This is a genomic window from Streptomyces sp. NPDC023573 (genome assembly GCF_055559735.1).
Genome location: NZ_JBVHKB010000005.1, coordinates 478,338 through 495,066 on the forward strand (window position 1 = coordinate 478,338; position 16,729 = coordinate 495,066).

At 70.8% G+C, this 16,729-nt stretch carries 15 protein-coding genes; 9 read left to right on the top strand and 6 right to left on the bottom strand.

Features of this window, described 5'->3' with window-relative positions:
* Positions 1–47: 47 nt before the first annotated feature.
* On the top strand, positions 48–800 hold the full coding sequence (locus ACZ32T_RS19180) for a polysaccharide deacetylase family protein (RefSeq protein ID WP_467266261.1): 753 nt from the start codon (positions 48–50) through the stop codon (positions 798–800).
* Positions 801–894: 94 nt separating this feature from the next.
* Here the strand turns inward: ACZ32T_RS19180 and lon are convergent, their stop codons facing one another.
* Positions 895–3,324, bottom strand: coding sequence for an endopeptidase La (gene lon / locus ACZ32T_RS19185; protein ID WP_467367908.1), 2,430 nt, complete (start codon positions 3,322–3,324; stop codon positions 895–897).
* Between the two features lie 129 nt (positions 3,325–3,453).
* Here lon and ACZ32T_RS19190 point away from each other — a divergent pair, with 129 nt between their 5' ends.
* The 6 genes from ACZ32T_RS19190 to ACZ32T_RS19215 all read left to right on the top strand — a co-directional run bounded on the left by ACZ32T_RS19190 (position 3,454) and on the right by ACZ32T_RS19215 (position 11,447).
* Entirely contained in the window at positions 3,454–4,281 is an 828-nt protein-coding gene (locus tag ACZ32T_RS19190) for a nucleotidyltransferase domain-containing protein (protein WP_467266157.1), read from the top strand.
* Between the two features lie 96 nt (positions 4,282–4,377).
* Entirely contained in the window at positions 4,378–5,061 is a 684-nt protein-coding gene (locus ACZ32T_RS19195; protein ID WP_467266263.1) for a spermidine synthase family protein, read from the top strand.
* Positions 5,062–5,294: 233 nt separating this feature from the next.
* Positions 5,295–6,032, top strand: a complete 738-nt coding sequence (locus ACZ32T_RS19200; protein ID WP_014154105.1) for a response regulator transcription factor — start codon at positions 5,295–5,297, stop codon at positions 6,030–6,032.
* Entirely contained in the window at positions 6,029–7,105 is a 1,077-nt protein-coding gene (locus tag ACZ32T_RS19205; RefSeq protein ID WP_467266159.1) for a HAMP domain-containing sensor histidine kinase, read from the top strand. The genes ACZ32T_RS19200 and ACZ32T_RS19205 overlap by 4 nt, the downstream gene beginning before the upstream one ends.
* Before the next feature lie 259 nt (positions 7,106–7,364).
* Positions 7,365–11,174 carry a multifunctional oxoglutarate decarboxylase/oxoglutarate dehydrogenase thiamine pyrophosphate-binding subunit/dihydrolipoyllysine-residue succinyltransferase subunit gene (locus tag ACZ32T_RS19210; protein ID WP_467266161.1) on the top strand — a complete coding sequence of 1,270 codons (3,810 nt, stop codon included), beginning with the start codon at positions 7,365–7,367 and terminating at the stop codon, positions 11,172–11,174.
* 90 nt (positions 11,175–11,264) lie between these two features.
* Positions 11,265–11,447 carry a DUF6104 family protein gene (locus ACZ32T_RS19215; protein ID WP_003961784.1) on the top strand — a complete coding sequence of 61 codons (183 nt, stop codon included), beginning with the start codon at positions 11,265–11,267 and terminating at the stop codon, positions 11,445–11,447.
* Between the two features lie 15 nt (positions 11,448–11,462).
* On the opposite strand, the gene ACZ32T_RS19220 is transcribed toward ACZ32T_RS19215, so the two are convergent.
* Positions 11,463–12,344, bottom strand: a complete 882-nt coding sequence (locus tag ACZ32T_RS19220; protein ID WP_467266164.1) for a hypothetical protein — start codon at positions 12,342–12,344, stop codon at positions 11,463–11,465.
* Positions 12,345–12,513: 169 nt separating this feature from the next.
* Here ACZ32T_RS19220 and ACZ32T_RS19225 point away from each other — a divergent pair, with 169 nt between their 5' ends.
* A complete protein-coding gene (locus ACZ32T_RS19225) occupies positions 12,514–13,371 on the top strand; it encodes a DUF4097 family beta strand repeat-containing protein (RefSeq protein ID WP_467266166.1) in 858 nt (285 codons plus the stop codon).
* 1 nt (position 13,372) lies between these two features.
* Entirely contained in the window at positions 13,373–14,350 is a 978-nt protein-coding gene (locus tag ACZ32T_RS19230) for a helix-turn-helix transcriptional regulator (protein ID WP_467266168.1), read from the top strand.
* 53 nt (positions 14,351–14,403) lie between these two features.
* Here the strand turns inward: ACZ32T_RS19230 and ACZ32T_RS19235 are convergent, their stop codons facing one another.
* The 4 genes from ACZ32T_RS19235 to ACZ32T_RS19250 are packed head-to-tail and all read right to left on the bottom strand — an operon-like array spanning position 14,404 to position 16,727.
* Positions 14,404–14,976, bottom strand: a complete 573-nt coding sequence (locus tag ACZ32T_RS19235) for a Clp protease N-terminal domain-containing protein (RefSeq protein ID WP_467367910.1) — start codon at positions 14,974–14,976, stop codon at positions 14,404–14,406.
* The gene (locus ACZ32T_RS19240) at positions 14,976–15,185 is read right to left on the bottom strand and encodes a sigma factor-like helix-turn-helix DNA-binding protein (protein WP_033298277.1); all 210 of its coding nucleotides are present in this window, start codon (positions 15,183–15,185) and stop codon (positions 14,976–14,978) included. Before ACZ32T_RS19240 ends, ACZ32T_RS19235 begins: the two co-directional genes overlap by 1 nt.
* A gap of 31 nt (positions 15,186–15,216) precedes the next feature.
* The gene (locus ACZ32T_RS19245; RefSeq protein WP_467266174.1) at positions 15,217–15,765 is read right to left on the bottom strand and encodes a GNAT family N-acetyltransferase; all 549 of its coding nucleotides are present in this window, start codon (positions 15,763–15,765) and stop codon (positions 15,217–15,219) included.
* Positions 15,762–16,727, bottom strand: a complete 966-nt coding sequence (locus ACZ32T_RS19250; protein WP_467266176.1) for a zinc-binding dehydrogenase — start codon at positions 16,725–16,727, stop codon at positions 15,762–15,764. Before ACZ32T_RS19250 ends, ACZ32T_RS19245 begins: the two co-directional genes overlap by 4 nt.
* Positions 16,728–16,729: the final 2 nt, after the last annotated feature.

Here is a 16,729-nt window from a genome sequence, read left to right on the forward strand (position 1 = left end):
GCCGAGCCATGGGGAAGTGACGCGTCGTGTCTGTTGTGCCCGGAAAGATGACTGCGCGGGGCGCGGGGTTGGCCGCGACTCTTGTGACGGTGCTCACGCTGACGCTCAGCGGCTGCTCCATGGAGACGACGGCTCCCGGTTCGGCGCGTGCCGACGCCGCCTCCGACGCCAAGGGCTCCTTCGGACAGGCGGACTGCCGCAAGGCCAAGTGCATCGCCCTGACGTTCGACGCCGGTCCCGGCGAGGACACCCCGCGTCTCCTGGACATCCTCAAGGAGAAGAAGGTGCCGGCGACGTTCTTCCTGCTGGGCAGGAACCACGTGCTCGAACACCCCGACACCGTGCGGCGTATCCAGGCGGAGGGCCACGAGGTCGCCAACCACACCTGGTCGCACGAGATCCTGACCGACAGGGAGCCCGACGAGATACGCGCCGAGCTGAAGAAGACCCAGGACGCGATAGCGGAGATCACGGGCAGGGAGCCGCGGCTTATGCGCCCGCCGCAGGGCCGCACCGACGACACGGTCTCCGAGATCAGCAAGGAGCTGGGGCTCTCCCAGGTCCTCTGGAGCACGACGGCCAAGGACTACTCGACGACCGACTCCGCGCTGATCAGGAAGCGGACCCTCGACCAGGCGGACAGGGACGGAATCATCCTGCTGCACGACATCTACAAGGGCACGGTGCCCGCGGTGCCGGGCATCATCGACGCGCTGCACGAGGACGGCTACACCTTCGTGACGGTCCCCCAGCTGATGGCCCCCGCCGAGCCCGTACCCGGCACGGTCTACCGTCCGTGAACCTCCTGGAACGCGGAACGGCCCGCCTCCCAGGGGGAGACGGGCCGTCCGTACCGGCCGTCGGCGTGATGCCACGCCCGTCACAGCATGACGCCTACGCGGCGGCCGGGATCCTCTCCCGCACCCTGGCCGAGGCCGGGGCGAGGGCGATCTCCAGCACCTGGCGGACGTCGGTGACCGGGTGGACGTCCAGCTTCTCCAGCACCTCGGCCGGGACGTCGTCCAGGTCGGCCTCGTTGCGCTGGGGGATCACCACCGTGGTGATGCCCGCGCGATGTGCCGCCAGCAGCTTCTGCTTGAGGCCGCCGATCGGCAGCACCCGTCCGGTCAGCGACACCTCGCCGGTCATCGCCACGTCCGTGCGGACGAGCCGCCCGGAGAGCAGCGAGGCCAGCGCCGTCGTCAGGGTGATACCGGCGCTCGGGCCGTCCTTGGGGACCGCGCCCGCCGGGAAGTGGATGTGCACACCCCGGTCCTTGAGGTCCGCGACCGGCAGCTCCAGCTCCGCGCCGTGCGACCGCAGGAAGCTGAGGGCGATCTGCGCGGACTCCTTCATCACGTCGCCGAGCTGACCGGTCAGGGTCAGTCCGGACGCCCCGGTCTCCGGGTCGGCCAGCGACGCCTCGACGAACAGCACGTCACCGCCCGCTCCTGTCACCGCGAGCCCGGTGGCCACACCCGGCACCGCAGTGCGGCGCTCGGCGGGGTCCTGGGCGGACTCGGGCACGTGGTGCGGCCGGCCGATCAGTCCCCGCAGGTCCTCCTCGGCCACCGTGAACGGCAGCTCCCGCTCGCCCAGTTCGTGCTGGGCCGCGACCTTGCGGAGCAGCCGGGCGACCGCCCGCTCCAGATTGCGCACCCCGGCCTCCCGGGTGTACTCGCCGGCCAGCTTGCGCAGCGCGGACTCGTCGAGCCCGACCTCGTCCTCCTCCAGACCGGCCCGCTCCAGCTGGCGCGGGAGCAGGTGGTCCCGGGCGATGACGACCTTCTCGTCCTCGGTGTAACCGTCCAGCGTGACCAGCTCCATGCGGTCGAGCAGGGCCTCCGGAATGGCTTCGAGGACGTTGGCCGTGGCCAGGAACACGACGTCGCTGAGGTCGAGTTCGACCTCCAGGTAGTGGTCGCGGAAGGTGTGGTTCTGCGCCGGGTCGAGCACTTCGAGCAGGGCGGCCGCCGGGTCGCCCCGGAAGTCCGAACCGACCTTGTCGATCTCGTCGAGCAGGACGACCGGGTTCATCGAGCCGGCCTCCTTGATGGCCCGCACGATGCGACCGGGAAGCGCGCCGACGTACGTACGCCGGTGGCCCCGGATCTCGGCCTCGTCACGTACACCGCCGAGCGCGACCCGGACGAACTTGCGGCCCATGGCGTGCGCGACGCTCTCGCCGAGCGACGTCTTGCCGACGCCGGGAGGGCCGACCAGAGCCAGCACGGCACCGCCGCGCCGGCCGCCGACCACACCCAGTCCGCGCCCGGCACGCCGCTTGCGTACCGCGAGGTACTCGGTGATGCGTTCCTTCACGTCCTGCAGTCCGGCGTGCTCGGCGTCCAGGATCTCCTGGGCACCCTTGATGTCGTAGGCGTCCTCGGTCCGCTCGGTCCAGGGGAGTTCGAGGACGGTGTCGAGCCAGGTCCGGATCCAGGAGCCCTCGGGGCTCTGGTCGGACGCGCGCTCCAGCTTCTCGACCTCCTTGAGCGCGGCCTCGCGGACGTGTCCGGGCAGGTCGGCGGCCTCGACACGGGCCCGGTAGTCGTCGGACTCGTCCTCCGGGTCGCCGTTGAGCTCGGAGAGCTCCTTGCGTACGGCGTCGAGCTGGCGCCGCAGCAGGAATTCGCGCTGCTGCTTGTCGACGCCCTCCTGGACGTCCTTCGCGATGGACTCCGCGACGTCCTGCTCGGCGAGGTGCTCGCCGAGCCACTGGATCGCCAGTTTCAGACGGGCGACCGGGTCAGCGGTCTCCAGCAGTTGGACCTTCTGAGCGGTGGTCTGGAAAGGCGAGTACCCGGAGTTGTCGGCGAGCGCGGAGATGTCCTCGATCTGCTGAACCCGGTCGACGACCTGCCAGGCACCGCGCTTCTTCAGCCAGCTGGTGGCGAGCGCCTTGTACTCCTTGGCGAGTTCGGCGGCGGAGCCTGGGACGGGGTCGGGGACGGATACGTCGATCCTGGTGCCCTCCACCCACAGCGCGTTCCCGGGACCACTGGTCCCGGCGCCGATCCGCACACGGTCACGCGCCCTGATGAGGGCGCCCGGGTCGCCGTCCGAGAGCCGGCCGACCTGCTCGACCGTGCCCCGGACACCGGTCCCGGTGTAATTCCCGTCGATCCGCGGCACGAGGAGCACCTCGGGCTTACCGCCTCCGGGCCGCGCGACCGCCTGCGCGGCCTCGACCGCGGCGCGCACCTCCGCGTCCGACAGGTCGAGCGGCACCACCATCCCGGGCAGCACGACCTCGTCGTCGAGCGGCAGCACGGGCAGGTCGACCGGCGTGGACGCCTTCGACGCATTCGACTCAGCAGTCATGATCTCCCCTTCGGCAGGCAAGTTGAGCTATGTGGGCTCAATGCTTGTGAGCCGCCGAATGTTCCCCGGAGCGTGTTCGCTCTCAGCGATCACTCGATCCCCGACCCCCTCACCTGCGAGGATCCGGTCATGCACGAAGAGGACAAAGGGCTCGCCACGGACGGAACGATCCGTCGCGAGGGGTCCGTCGGCCTCGTGACCGCGCCGTTCGCCCCGGTGGTCGAGGCGGTCCTCGTACGCCTCGCCGGCGCGTTCGGCCCCTCGCGGCTGCACAGCGCCTACCTCTACGGCAGCATCCCGAGGGGCACGGCCATTCCCGGCGTCTCCGACCTGGACCTGCAGGTGGTCCTGCGCGACGGGCCCACCGACGGGGACCGGGCGGCGGCCGGGGAGACCGCCGCCGCCCTGGACGCCGCCTTCCCCGTGATCGACGGGGCCGGACTGCTCCTCTCCACCGTCCGCGACGTGCTCGGCGAAGCGGAGCGCCATGACGCCGGCTTCTTCGTCGCCTGCCTCTGCACACCGCTGCTGGGGGAGGACCTGGCCGCGCGCCTGCCCCGCTACCGGCCGACATCGCTGCTGGCCCGCGAGACCAACGGCGACCTCGCGCTCGTGGTCCCCCGGTGGCGCGCCGACGCCGCCGGAGCCACCACCGACGAGGCGCGCACCAGGCTGAGCCGGCGCGTCGCCCGCCGTCTCGTACGGTCCGCTTTCACGCTGGTCATGCCGGCCTGGGGCGGCTGGACGAGCGACCTGCGGCGGTCCGCCGAGCTGTTCGCGCGCTTCCGCCCGGACGCCCCGGAACGCGCCGCGCAGGTCCGCACGGCCGCCGTCACGGCGCGCGCGCCCTCGCCCGATCCGGCCGTGCTCGCGATGCTCATCGAGGACCTCGCCCCCTGGCTTGCCGCCGAGTACACCTCCGCGCACGGCACGAAGGCGCCGCGCCACGGAGGGTGAGACCGGGCGAATCCGCTGGTCCGGGAGGCCCGCGGCGAGGAAGGATGGATGCCCGGAGAGAACGACCGCCGCCGACCGGAGACCGGAGACCGCACCATGCACGCCCCAGACACCCACCGCCCCGTCGTCCTCGACCGGCGCGAAGGCCCGTTCGGCGAAGTCGTCCTGCGTGAGCACGGCGACAACTTCGAGATCATCGCCAACGGATGCTTCCTGATGGACACCTCCGACGGGCGTTCCGAGCGGCTGCTGATCGACGCGGCGCTCGCCGCGCTGCCCGCCGGCCGGCCGGACCCGTCGGTACTGATCGGCGGACTCGGTGTCGGCTTCTCGCTGGTGCGGGCCTCCGCCGAGCCGCGCTGGGGCCGGATCGCGGTCGTCGAGCGGGAGCAGGCCATCGTCGACTGGCACCTCGGCGGACCGCTCGGCCGGATCTCCGGGGCGGCGCTCTCCGATCCGCGGACGGAGATCCTCCGTACGGACCTCGTCACCCATCTCCGTACGACCACGGAGCGTTACGACGCACTGTGCCTGGACATCGACAACGGCCCCGACTGGACCGTCACCCAGGACAACGGAAACCTCTATTCCTCCGCCGGTCTCGCGGCCTGCCGCGCGCGTCTGACGCCCGGTGGAGTCCTCGCCGTCTGGTCCGCGCAGCCGTCCGCCGAGTTCGGCGAAGCTTTGCGGAATGCCGGATTCCACGCAGTAACGACCGAAGAAGTAGCCGTTGCCCGAGGTGTGCCGGACGTGGTCCATCTCGCACTCAGGGACGGCTGACCCCCCACCCGGTACCCACGACCCCGCCCCACCACGGATCAGGTGGCACAAGTCCGCCGTTCCGTCTCCTTTCCCGTGGGTAACACCTTCACGACGGACAACACCCTGCGTAGCCGAGAGGTGCCTTGTGCCTTTACGCTGCTGACCGGCACAAGGGATCACCGACGAAATCCACAAGCGATAACCGTGCCTCCGGGGGAATGGCCTCCGCGAGAACGGGCAGGGGCGGGGCGATGGAACAGACACACACCACCCACAACGGCGTCGCGGCCACCCCCGGGGCTCAGCGCCGGGTGCTGGTGGTAGAGGACGACGCAACAATCGTCGACGCCATTTCCGCCCGTCTGCGGGCCGAGGGCTTCCTGGTGCAGACCGCACTGGACGGGCCCGCGGCTGTGGACGCGGCCGAGGCGTGGCAGCCCGACCTGATGGTGCTCGACATCATGCTTCCCGGCTTCGACGGCCTGGAGGTCTGCCGTCGCGTGCAGGCTCAGCGGCCCGTGCCGGTGCTGATGCTCACCGCACGCGACGACGAGACCGACATGCTGGTCGGGCTCGGGGTCGGCGCCGACGACTACATGACCAAGCCGTTCTCGATGCGGGAGCTGGCGGCGCGGGTCCACGTCCTGCTGCGCCGGGTCGAGCGGGCCGCGCTGGCCGCGGTGACGCCGCGCAGCGGCATCCTGCGCCTCGGCGAGCTGGAGATCGACCACGCACAGCGCCGTGTCAGGGTGCGCGCCGACGACGTCCACCTCACCCCGACCGAGTTCGACCTGCTGGTCTGCCTGGCCAACACCCCGCGCGCGGTGCTGTCCCGGGAGCAGCTGCTGGCCGAGGTGTGGGACTGGGCGGACGCCTCAGGGACCCGTACGGTCGACAGTCACATCAAGGCTCTGCGCCGGAAGATCGGCGCCGAGCGGATCCGTACCGTGCACGGCGTCGGCTACGCCCTGGAGACACCAGCGCCATGACGCCGCCCGGTTCGGGACTGCGGCCCTTCTCGATCAAGGCCAAGCTGGGCACGCTCGTCGTGGTCTCCGTGTTCATCACGACCGGACTGCTGATCGTCGCCCTGCGGACCAGGACCGAATTCCGGTTCATCACGGTCTTCTCGGTGATCGCCACTCTGCTGATCACCCAGTTCGTCGCTCACGGTCTGACCGCGCCGCTGGACGAGATGCGCGCCGTCGCCCGGTCGATCTCGCACGGCGACTACACCAGACGGGTGAGCGGCGCCGGGCGGCGTGACGAGCTCGGGGACCTGGCGCAGACCATCAACCGAATGGCGGACGATCTGGAGGCGGAGGACCGGCACCGCAAGGAGCTGGTGGCGAATGTCTCCCACGAGCTGCGCACCCCGATCGCGGCGCTCAGAGCCGTCCTGGAGAACGTGGTGGACGGGGTGTCCGCCGCCGATCCCGAGACGATGCGTACGGCGCTGAAACAGACCGAACGCCTGGGCAGGCTGGTGGAGACCCTGCTGGACCTCTCCCGGCTGGACAACGGCGTGGTGGCGATCAAATCGCGCCGCTTCGAGGTCTGGCCGTATCTGTCGGGCGTGCTGAAGGAAGCCAACCTCGCCGCCTCGCATCGCCGGCTCTCCTCCGGCTCGGGCAACCACTCCCGTACGGACGTCCATCTGCACCTCGACGTGTCGCCGCCCGAGCTGACGGCTTACGCGGACGCGGAACGCCTGCACCAGGTGGTCGCCAACCTCATCGACAACGCCGTGAAGCACAGCCCGCCGCACGGGCGGGTCACCGTGCTGGCGCGGCGCGGCGAGTATCCCGAGTCGCTGGAGCTGGAGGTCGTCGACGAGGGCCCCGGCATCCCGGAGGCCGAGCGCCACCGGGTCTTCGAACGCTTCAACCGGGGCCAGGCGCCCTCCCCGCACGGGCCGGGCTCCGACGGCGGCACCGGGCTCGGGCTCGCGATCGCCCGGTGGGCGGTGGATCTGCACGGGGGCCGCATCGGCGTGGCCGAATCCGCCCGTGGCTGCCGAATCCAGGTCACCCTTCCAGGGAGCACCCAGGCGCACGGTTGACCCCGTGTTCGAAGCGGAGGGCCCCGTTCTCCCTGTCGTCCGGGAAAGAGATACGGTCCAGGGGGCCTGAGCGCAGGCCTCGCGTACCCGAAGGGCAGCGGAACCCTGCTTGTTTCCCGCCATTTCATGCGCCGAAACCCGCCTTCAGATGTGATGTGCACGACGAAGACCGGCCCGGCCTGCACGTAACGGCTCGGGAGGCGTAGCCTTGATTTCCGCTGTCCATCACCTTGTGAAGCGGAAGAGGGCGGTTGCCGCCGTGTCGTCTCAGTCCCCCAGTAACTCGAGCATCTCGACCGATCAAGAAGCAGGCTCCGGGTCCAACCCGGCGGCCGCTTTCGGCCCCAATGAGTGGCTCGTCGACGAGATCTACCAGCAGTACCTCCAGGACCCCAGTTCGGTCGACCGCGCCTGGTGGGACTTCTTCGCCGACTACAAGCCGGGTACGACCGGCACGGCGGACAAGCCCGTCCCCGCCCCTGCGGGAGCGGTGACCCCGGCCCCGGCCGCCACCGCCGCGAACAACACCGCTCCGGCACAGGCCGCGACGCAGGCTCCGGCCGCGCCCCCCGCGGCTCCGGCCCAGCCCGCGGCCGCCGCTCCGGCGGCCCCGGCGAAGGCGCCGGCCGCTCCCGCGAAGGCAGCGCCGGCGAAGGCGGCCCCGGCACCCGCGAAGACGGACGCCCCGGCCGAGGCCCCCGCCGGCCCGGAGTACGTGACGCTGCGCGGCCCGTCGGCCGCCGTCGCGAAGAACATGAACGCCTCCCTGGAGCTGCCGACGGCCACGTCGGTCCGCGCCGTGCCGGTGAAGCTGCTCTTCGACAACCGCATCGTCATCAACAACCACCTGAAGCGCGCCCGCGGCGGGAAGATCTCCTTCACGCACCTCATCGGGTACGCGATGGTGCAGGCCCTCAAGGCCATGCCGTCGATGAACTACTCCTTCGCGGTGAAGGACGGCAAGCCGACCCTGGTCAAGCCCGAGCACGTCAACCTCGGCCTGGCCATCGACCTGGTGAAGCCGAACGGCGACCGCCAGCTGGTCGTAGCGGCCATCAAGAAGGCCGAGACGCTCAACTTCTTCGAGTTCTGGCAGGCCTACGAGGACATCGTCCGCAGGGCCCGCGTCGGCAAGCTCGGCATGGACGACTTCTCCGGGGTCACCGCCTCGCTGACGAACCCCGGCGGCATCGGCACCGTCCACTCGGTGCCCCGCCTGATGCCCGGACAGGGCCTCATCATGGGCGTCGGCGCGATGGACTACCCGGCGGAGTTCCAGGGCACCTCGCAGGACACGCTGAACAAGCTGGGCATCTCGAAGGTCATGACCCTGACCTCGACGTACGACCACCGGGTCATCCAGGGCGCCGCGTCCGGCGAGTTCCTGCGCGTCCTGTCCCAGCTGCTGCTCGGCGAGAACGACTTCTACGACGAGATCTTCAAGGCGCTGCGCATCCCCTACGAGCCGGTCCGCTGGCTCAAGGACATCGACGCCTCGCACGACGACGACGTCACCAAGGCCGCGCGGGTCTTCGAGCTGATCCACTCCTACCGGGTCCGCGGCCACGTCATGGCCGACACCGACCCGCTGGAGTACCGCCAGCGCAAGCACCCCGACCTGGACATCACCGAGCACGGTCTCACCCTGTGGGACCTGGAGCGGGACTTCGCGGTCGGCGGTTTCGCCGGCAAGACGATGATGAAGCTCCGCGACATCCTCGGCGTCCTGCGTGAGTCGTACTGCCGCACCACCGGCATCGAGTTCATGCACATCCAGGAGCCGAAGGAGCGCAAGTGGCTCCAGGACCGGGTGGAGCGTCCGCGCCCGGCTCCGGAGCGCGAGGAGCAGCTGCGGATCCTGCGCCGCCTCAACGCCGCCGAGGCGTTCGAGACGTTCCTGCAGACCAAGTACGTCGGCCAGAAGCGGTTCTCGCTGGAGGGCGGCGAGTCCGTCATCCCGCTGCTCGACGCGGTCATCGACTCCGCCGCCGAGGCCCGCCTCGACGAGGTCGTCATCGGCATGGCCCACCGCGGCCGGCTGAACGTCCTCGCGAACATCGTCGGCAAGTCGTACGCGCAGATCTTCCGGGAGTTCGAGGGCAACCTCGACCCGCGGTCGATGCACGGCTCCGGGGACGTCAAGTACCACCTGGGCGCCGAGGGCACCTTCACCGGTCTGGACGGCGAGCAGATCAAGGTCTCGCTGGCCGCCAACCCCTCGCACCTGGAGGCCGTCGACCCGGTCCTCGAGGGCATCGCCCGCGCCAAGCAGGACATCATCAACAAGGGCGGCACGGACTTCACTGTCCTGCCCGTCGCGCTCCACGGCGACGCGGCCTTCGCGGGCCAGGGCGTCGTCGCCGAGACGCTCAACATGTCGCAGCTGCGCGGTTACCGCACCGGCGGCACCGTGCACGTGGTGATCAACAACCAGGTCGGCTTCACCGCCGCCCCGGAGTCCTCGCGCTCCTCGATGTACGCCACGGACGTGGCGCGCATGATCGAGGCGCCGATCATCCACGTCAACGGCGACGACCCGGAGGCCGTGGTGCGTGTCGCGCGCCTCGCCTTCGAGTACCGGCAGACGTTCAACAAGGACGTCGTGATCGACCTCATCTGCTACCGCCGCCGCGGTCACAACGAGGGCGACAACCCGGAGTTCACCAACCCGCAGATGTACACCCTGATCGACAAGAAGCGCTCGGTGCGCAAGCTCTACACCGAGTCCCTCATCGGTCGCGGCGACATCACGCTGGAAGAGGCCGAGCAGGCTCTCCAGGACTTCCAGGGCCAGCTGGAGAAGGTGTTCGCGGAGGTCCGCGAGGCCACCTCGGCGCCGTCCCAGCCGCACGTCCCGGACGCGCAGGCGGAGTTCCCGGTCTCCGTGAACACCGCGGTGTCCTCGGAGGTCGTCAAGCTGGTCGCCGAGTCGCAGGTGAACATCCCCGACGGGATCACCGTGCACCCGCGCCTCCTGCCGCAGATGCAGCGCCGCGCCGCCTCCGTGGAGAACGGCACGATCGACTGGGGCATGGGCGAGACCCTGGCCATCGGTTCGCTGCTCATGGAGGGCACCCCGGTCCGGCTCGCCGGCCAGGACACCCGCCGTGGCACGTTCGGCCAGCGCCACGCGGTCCTCGTCGACCAGAAGACCGGCGAGGACTACACCCCGCTGCTCTACCTCTCCGACGACCAGGCCCGGTACAACGTCTACGACTCGCTGCTCAGCGAGTACGCGGCGATGGGCTTCGAGTACGGCTACTCGCTGGCCCGTCCGGAGTCCCTGGTCATCTGGGAGGCGCAGTTCGGTGACTTCGTCAACGGCGCGCAGACCGTCGTGGACGAGTTCATCTCCTCGGCCGAGCAGAAGTGGGGCCAGACGTCCGGCGTCACCCTGCTGCTCCCGCACGGCTACGAGGGTCAGGGCCCGGACCACTCGTCCGCCCGCCCGGAGCGTTTCCTGCAGATGTGCGCGCAGGACAACATGACGGTCGCGATGCCCACGCTCCCGTCGAACTACTTCCACCTCCTGCGGTGGCAGGTGCACAACCCGCACCACAAGCCGCTGATCGTCTTCACCCCGAAGTCGATGCTCCGCCTCAAGGCGGCCGCGTCGAAGGCGGAGGAGTTCACCACGGGCGGCTTCCGTCCGGTCATCGGTGACGAGTCGGTCAAGGCGGAAGCGGTCCGTAAGGTCGTCTTCGTCTCGGGCAAGCTCTACTACGACCTGGACGCCGAGCGCGAGAAGCGTGGCGACACGGAGACGGCGATCATCCGTCTGGAGCGCCTGTACCCGCTGCCGGGTGCGGAGATCCAGGCCGAGATCGCCAAGTACCCGAACGCCGAGAAGTACCTCTGGGCCCAGGAGGAGCCGGCGAACCAGGGTGCGTGGCCGTTCATCGCGCTCAACCTGATCGACCACCTGGACCTGGCCGTCGGGTCCGACGTCCCGCACGGTGAGCGCCTGCGCCGCATCTCGCGTCCGCACGGCTCGTCCCCGGCGGTCGGCTCGGCCAAGCGCCACCAGGCCGAGCAGGCACAGCTGGTCGCCGAGGTCTTCGAGGCCTGATCAGCGGCTGTACGCCATCGAAGGGCCCGGCCCCGCGAGCATCTCGCGGGGCCGGGCCCTCGCGCTTTCCGGCCTCGTTATTCTGGTCGTATGTACTTCACGGACCGTGGCATCGAGGAACTTGAGAAGCGGCGCGGCGAGGAGGAGGTCACCTTCGAGTGGCTCGCCGAGCAGCTCCGTACGTTCGTCGACCTCAACCCCGACTTCGAGGTCCCTGTCGAGCGCCTCGCGACCTGGCTGGCCCGCCTGGACGACGAAGACGAAGACGAATAGCCGAGTAGCCGGCAGTCACCGTCCCGGGCTTCCGCCGCCCGCGTCCCTGAAGCGGTTGTACGCGAGCCCCAGCAGGCCCTGCACGAGAAGGACGAGGCCGGCGGCGAGCCAGCCGCCGCTGCGCCGGCGGGCACCCCAGAGGGTCAGCGGCAGGCCCGCGGCGACCTGTCCCGCGGCCACGGCGCGTGCCCTGGGGCCGACTACCCAGGGGCCGAGGCTGCCGCTCTCCACGGCGTCGAGTTCCACGCGCACGGCGTCGCGCCAGCCGGCCCATTCGATCTGTTCCGCCTCCGGGTGGATCCCGGCGACCGAACGCAGCCGGTCGGCGGGCTCCCCGGGTGTGAGACCGGTCGGCAGGCCGACCCCGGCCCGGGTGAGGACGGCGAGCAGTCCGCGCAGCCGGGCGTCGGCGTCCGCCCCCGGGTCCTCGCGGGTGAGGGCCTCCAGCGCCTGGACGTCCGTGACGGGGTCGAGGCCCAACCGGAGTGCAGACGTCCGCATGGCTTCCTCCTCGGCGGCCGGGGTGCCGTCGGCGAGCCAGGTGTAGCCGACCGGGCGGCGGAAGCCCGAGGCGAGGGTGTAGCCGGAGCGGTCGCCGTCCCACCACAGGGCGAGCACCGGCCAGACGGATCCCACGGCGAGGGCGGTGGCCCAGCCGCCGACGACCCGGTCGACGGGTTCGACGCCTCCGCCGGCCGCCGTGGGCCCGGCGGCCGGTGCGCCTCGGTGGCCTTCGTGGGTGTCCTTCCGCCAGGGCTTCCCTTCGGGGACGAGCACGCTCCAGCCGTCCCCCGCGGGCAGGAGCAGCATGCGCTCCCGCAGGAGATGGGCCACGGGCCGTACGGTCTCGGGGTCGGCGCGGCACAGAAGCAGGGCGCCCACGGATGTCGCGGTCATGTCCCACACGCTAGGTCAGTTTGCCCATATATGAACCATTGGCGACCCATCCTCACCCTCCCATCGGCACCCGTTCCGGCTGCCCCTTGACTTCCTCGATCCGCGATATATCGTGTTCTCAGTAAGACGCGATATGTTGCGTCGCGCCACCCAGTGGGAGGTCAGATCCATGCCCGAGTCGACGTGGACCGTCGCCGAGCCCCAGAAGCTCGCCTTCGACGCCCCAGTGACAGCACTCAACGTGCGCATCGTCGACGGCATGGTCAATGTCGTCGGCACCGACGAACCGACCGCCCGGCTGGAGGTCGCCGAGATCGACGGGCCACCCCTGGTCGTCACCCTGGAGGGCGGGACCCTCACCGTCACCTACGAGGACCTGCCGTGGCAGGGCCTCCTGACCTGGCTCGACCGCAGGGGCCCGCACCGCAGCGCCGCGGTCTCGCTCGCCGTGCCGGCCGGCGCGGCGGTGGAGGTCGGTGTCATCGGAGCGGAGGCGGTCGTCTCGGGAATCCAGGGCCGCACGGAGCTGCGCGGCATCTCGGGGGACAGCACCCTGGTGGGGCTCTCCGGAGTGGTCAGGGCCGAAACCGTGTCCGGCAGCCTGGAAGCCCAGACCGTCACCGGAGACCTCCGCTTCCAGTCCGTGTCGGGCGACCTGACGATCGTCGAGGGCGCCGGCACATCGGTCCGGGCGGAGTCCGTCACCGGTCACATGGTGCTGGATCTCGACACCTCACCGAAGCCGACGGACATCCGGCTGACCTCGGTGTCCGGCGAGATCGCCATCCGCCTTCCGCACCCGGCGGACGCGAAGGTCGAGGCGAACACCGCGAGCGGGACCGTCTCCAACGCCTTCGACGATCTACGGGTGGGCGGTCAGTGGGGCGCGAAGAAGATCACCGGCACGCTGGGAGCGGGCACGGGGAAGCTGAAGGCGACCACCGTCTCGGGTTCCATCGCCCTCTTGCGCCGCCCACCGGCCCAGGACAACCAGCAGGACGCCGAGCCCACCGGAAAGGTGCTCTGACATGGCTCCCGTATTCGCCCACGGCCGTCTGCGCCTGTACCTCCTCAAGCTGCTGGACGAGGCTCCCCGCCATGGTTACGAGGTGATCCGGCTCCTGGAGGAACGCTTCCAGGGGCTGTACGCCCCGTCGGCGGGCACCGTGTATCCGCGGCTGGCCAAGCTGGAGGCCGAAGGCCTGGTCACCCATGCCACCGAGGGCGGCCGCAAGGTCTACTCCATCACCGACGCCGGTCGGGCCGAGCTGGCGGGGCGCGGCGGCGAACTGGCCGATCTGGAGCTGGAGATCCGCGAGTCCGTCTCCGAACTGGCTGCCGAGATCCGGGACGACGTGCGAGGAGCGGCAGGCCAGCTCCGCAGCGAGATGCGCGCGGCGGCTTCCGAGTCCCGCCACACCTCCGGCGGCGGCAAGGGCGGCTGGGACCCCGGCTTCGGGGACAAGGAGGCGTGGCGCACGGCGAAGGAGGAGCTGCGCAAGGCCAAGCAGGAGTGGAAGGAACAGGCCCGCAGGGCGAAGGACGAGTCACGCAAGGCCCGCGAGGACGCGGACCAGGCCCGCCGTCAGGCTCAGGAAGCGCACGAGAAGGCACGGGAGCAGATGCAGAACGCCGCGCGCCAGGTCCAGGAACACTTCGCACGGGGCGACTGGCCCGCAGGAGTGCGGGACGGGCTGGCCGAGATCACCGGCCAGCTGGGCAACTTCGCCAGGACCGGCGCCTGGCCGACGTACAGCCGTCCGGCGCCCGAGGAGCCGGACGTCGAGTGGGCCGCCGATGCCACGACCACCGGTGACCCGGCCCGGGACCTGGACCGCCTGCTGGACCGGTTCCGCGACGACATCCGTGACGCGGCCCGGGATCACGGCGTCACCGAGGCGCAGCTGTCGGAGGCGCGCGGCCATCTGGCCTCGGCCGCGACACGTATCGGTTCGCTGCTGCGGTCATCGGCCGAGGAGGAGAAGGGCGCCTCCGGCACGTCCTGACCCCGTGCGCGGTCCGGCCGGAGGCGGCCCGGCCGGACCGTGCCGCCCGGTCGTCAGCTCGCCCGGGCCTGGCCCTGCCCGCCGTCGCCGTACAGCGCGCGTTCCACCGTCGCGTAGGTGGCACCGTGATCGGCGAGCACATCGGCGACGACGCCCGGGCAGGCGGTCAACGCCAGCAGCAGGTGCTCCTCGCCGATGAAGCGGTCGCGCCGGCCGAGGGCGATGCGCAGGGACTTCTCCAGGATGCCCTTGGCACCGCCGGTGAAGGTGCGGCGTCCGGACCACCGGCGCCGGTTCCCGCGGTCGCCCGCGAGGACTCCTTCGCCGTGGGCGTCCTCGACCCGGGCCACGATCTCGGCTATGTCGATACCGATGCCGGCGAGTGCCTCCGCGTCGGCCCTGGTGAGCCCGCCTCGGCGGCGGGCCTCACCGAGCGCGGCCTCCATCGAGGCGCGCCGGTCGGTGAGTCCGAGGGCGCTGACGGCGAAGGACGCCCGGCTGCCCTCCTGGTCCAGCAAGGAGAGCAGGAGGTGTTCCTCGGTGACGGAGTCCGCTCCGGCCTGCTCGGCGTGGGTCACCGCGCCGGTCACGGTGGCCCGGGCTCCCACGGTGAATCGCTCGAACATCAATGCCTCCCGTACTTCTTGTGCACGGCCTGCCTGCTGACACCCAGCTCGGCAGCGATCTCCTGCCACGACCAGCCCTGGACGCGGGCGCTCCTCACCTGGACGGCTTCGAGTTGTTCGAGCAGCCTTCGCAGCGCTGCCACCGCCCGCAGCCCGACGCGGGGGTCATGGTCGCCGGCACGCGCGGCGAGATCCGTTGCTTCGGTCATGACGTCAACTTACGTTGACAAACGGCCTCCGTCAACCGTCGTTGACAAGGTCGGTGGCGAGGCGGGCGTGACGCTCCACGTCGTACCGTGTGTCCCCGTAGCGGAGCTTCTGCCGCTCGATGCCCTCCGGGGCGAAGCCGGCCCGCAGGGCGACGGCGCAGGAGGCGGGATTGTTCGTCCTGTGCCCGAGCTCAAGCCGGTGGAGGCTCAGTTCACCGAAGGCCCAGCAGACCGACGCCCGTACGCCCGCGAGCGCGATGCCCCTCCCCCGCGCTGTCTCGACGGTCCAGTACGAGACCCAGCCGGTGCCGTGGACGTGGTTCACCGCCGCCACGGCCACCGAGCCGAGCGCGGCTCCGTCGCGGACGACGGCCCATGTGTACGCACTGCCGGCCGCCCGCTCGCCCTCACGGGCGGCGATCCATTCCAGCGCCTCGGCGGTGGTCGTGACGGGCCGTCCGGCCTGACGTGCCATCTCCTCGGACGCGAAGGCGCGGAGCACGGCCGGAGCGTCCTCGGACCGCCAGGGCCGCAGCGACAGCCCTTCCGGCGTCAGCAGTTCCGCGACCGGCCGCTTCACGACGTGGTGAGCACGATCTTCCCGAAGAGGTCTCCGGCGGCGAGCCGCTCGAAGCCTTCGCGGGCCCGGTCCAGCGGCAGGGTCTCGTCGATCACGGGCCGCACACCGGTGGCCGCGCAGAACGACAGCAGGTCCTCCAGCTCGTCCTTGGAGCCCATCGTGGAGCCGACGATCCTGAGTTCCAGGAAGAAGATCCGGGTCAGCTCCGCGTGCGAGGGCCGGTCTCCGCTGGTGGCACCCGAGATGACCAGGGTCCCGCCGGGCCGCAGCGACTTGACCGAGTGGGACCAGGTCGCCGCTCCGACGGTCTCGATGACGGCGTCGACACGCTTCGGCAGCCGGGCGCCGGGCTCGTAGGCCTCGACGGCTCCCAGTTCGACGGCCCGCTTGCGCTTGGCCTCGTCGCGACTGGTGGCGAACATCCGGAGTCCGGCGGCCTTGCCGAGCACGATCGCGGCGGTGGCCACACCACCGCCCGCCCCCTGCACGAGGACGGAGTCCCCGGGCCGAACGCCGGCGTTGGTGAACAGCATCCGGTACGCCGTCAGCCAGGCGGTCGGCAGGCAGGCGGCCTGCTCGAAGGTGAGCTCCTTCGGCTTGGGCAACACGTTCCAGCTGGGTACGGTGACCTGCTCGGCGAAGGTGCCCTGGTAGCGCTCGGTGAGGATGGAGCGCGGTTCGTCCGGGCCGACGCCGTGGCCCGTCTGGCCGATGACGGAGTGCAGGACGACCTCGTTGCCGTCCTGGTCGACGCCGGCGGCGTCGCAGCCGAGGATCATGGGCAGCTTGTCCTCGGCGAGGCCCACCCCACGCAGGGACCAGAGGTCGTGGTGGTTGAGCGATGCGGCTCTTACCTGGACGGTGGTCCAGCCGGGGCGGCTCTCCGGTGAGGGGCGTTCGCCCAGCTCGAGGCCGTCGAGGGGCTGGTCACGGTCGATGCGTGCGGCGTAGGCGGCGAACATGG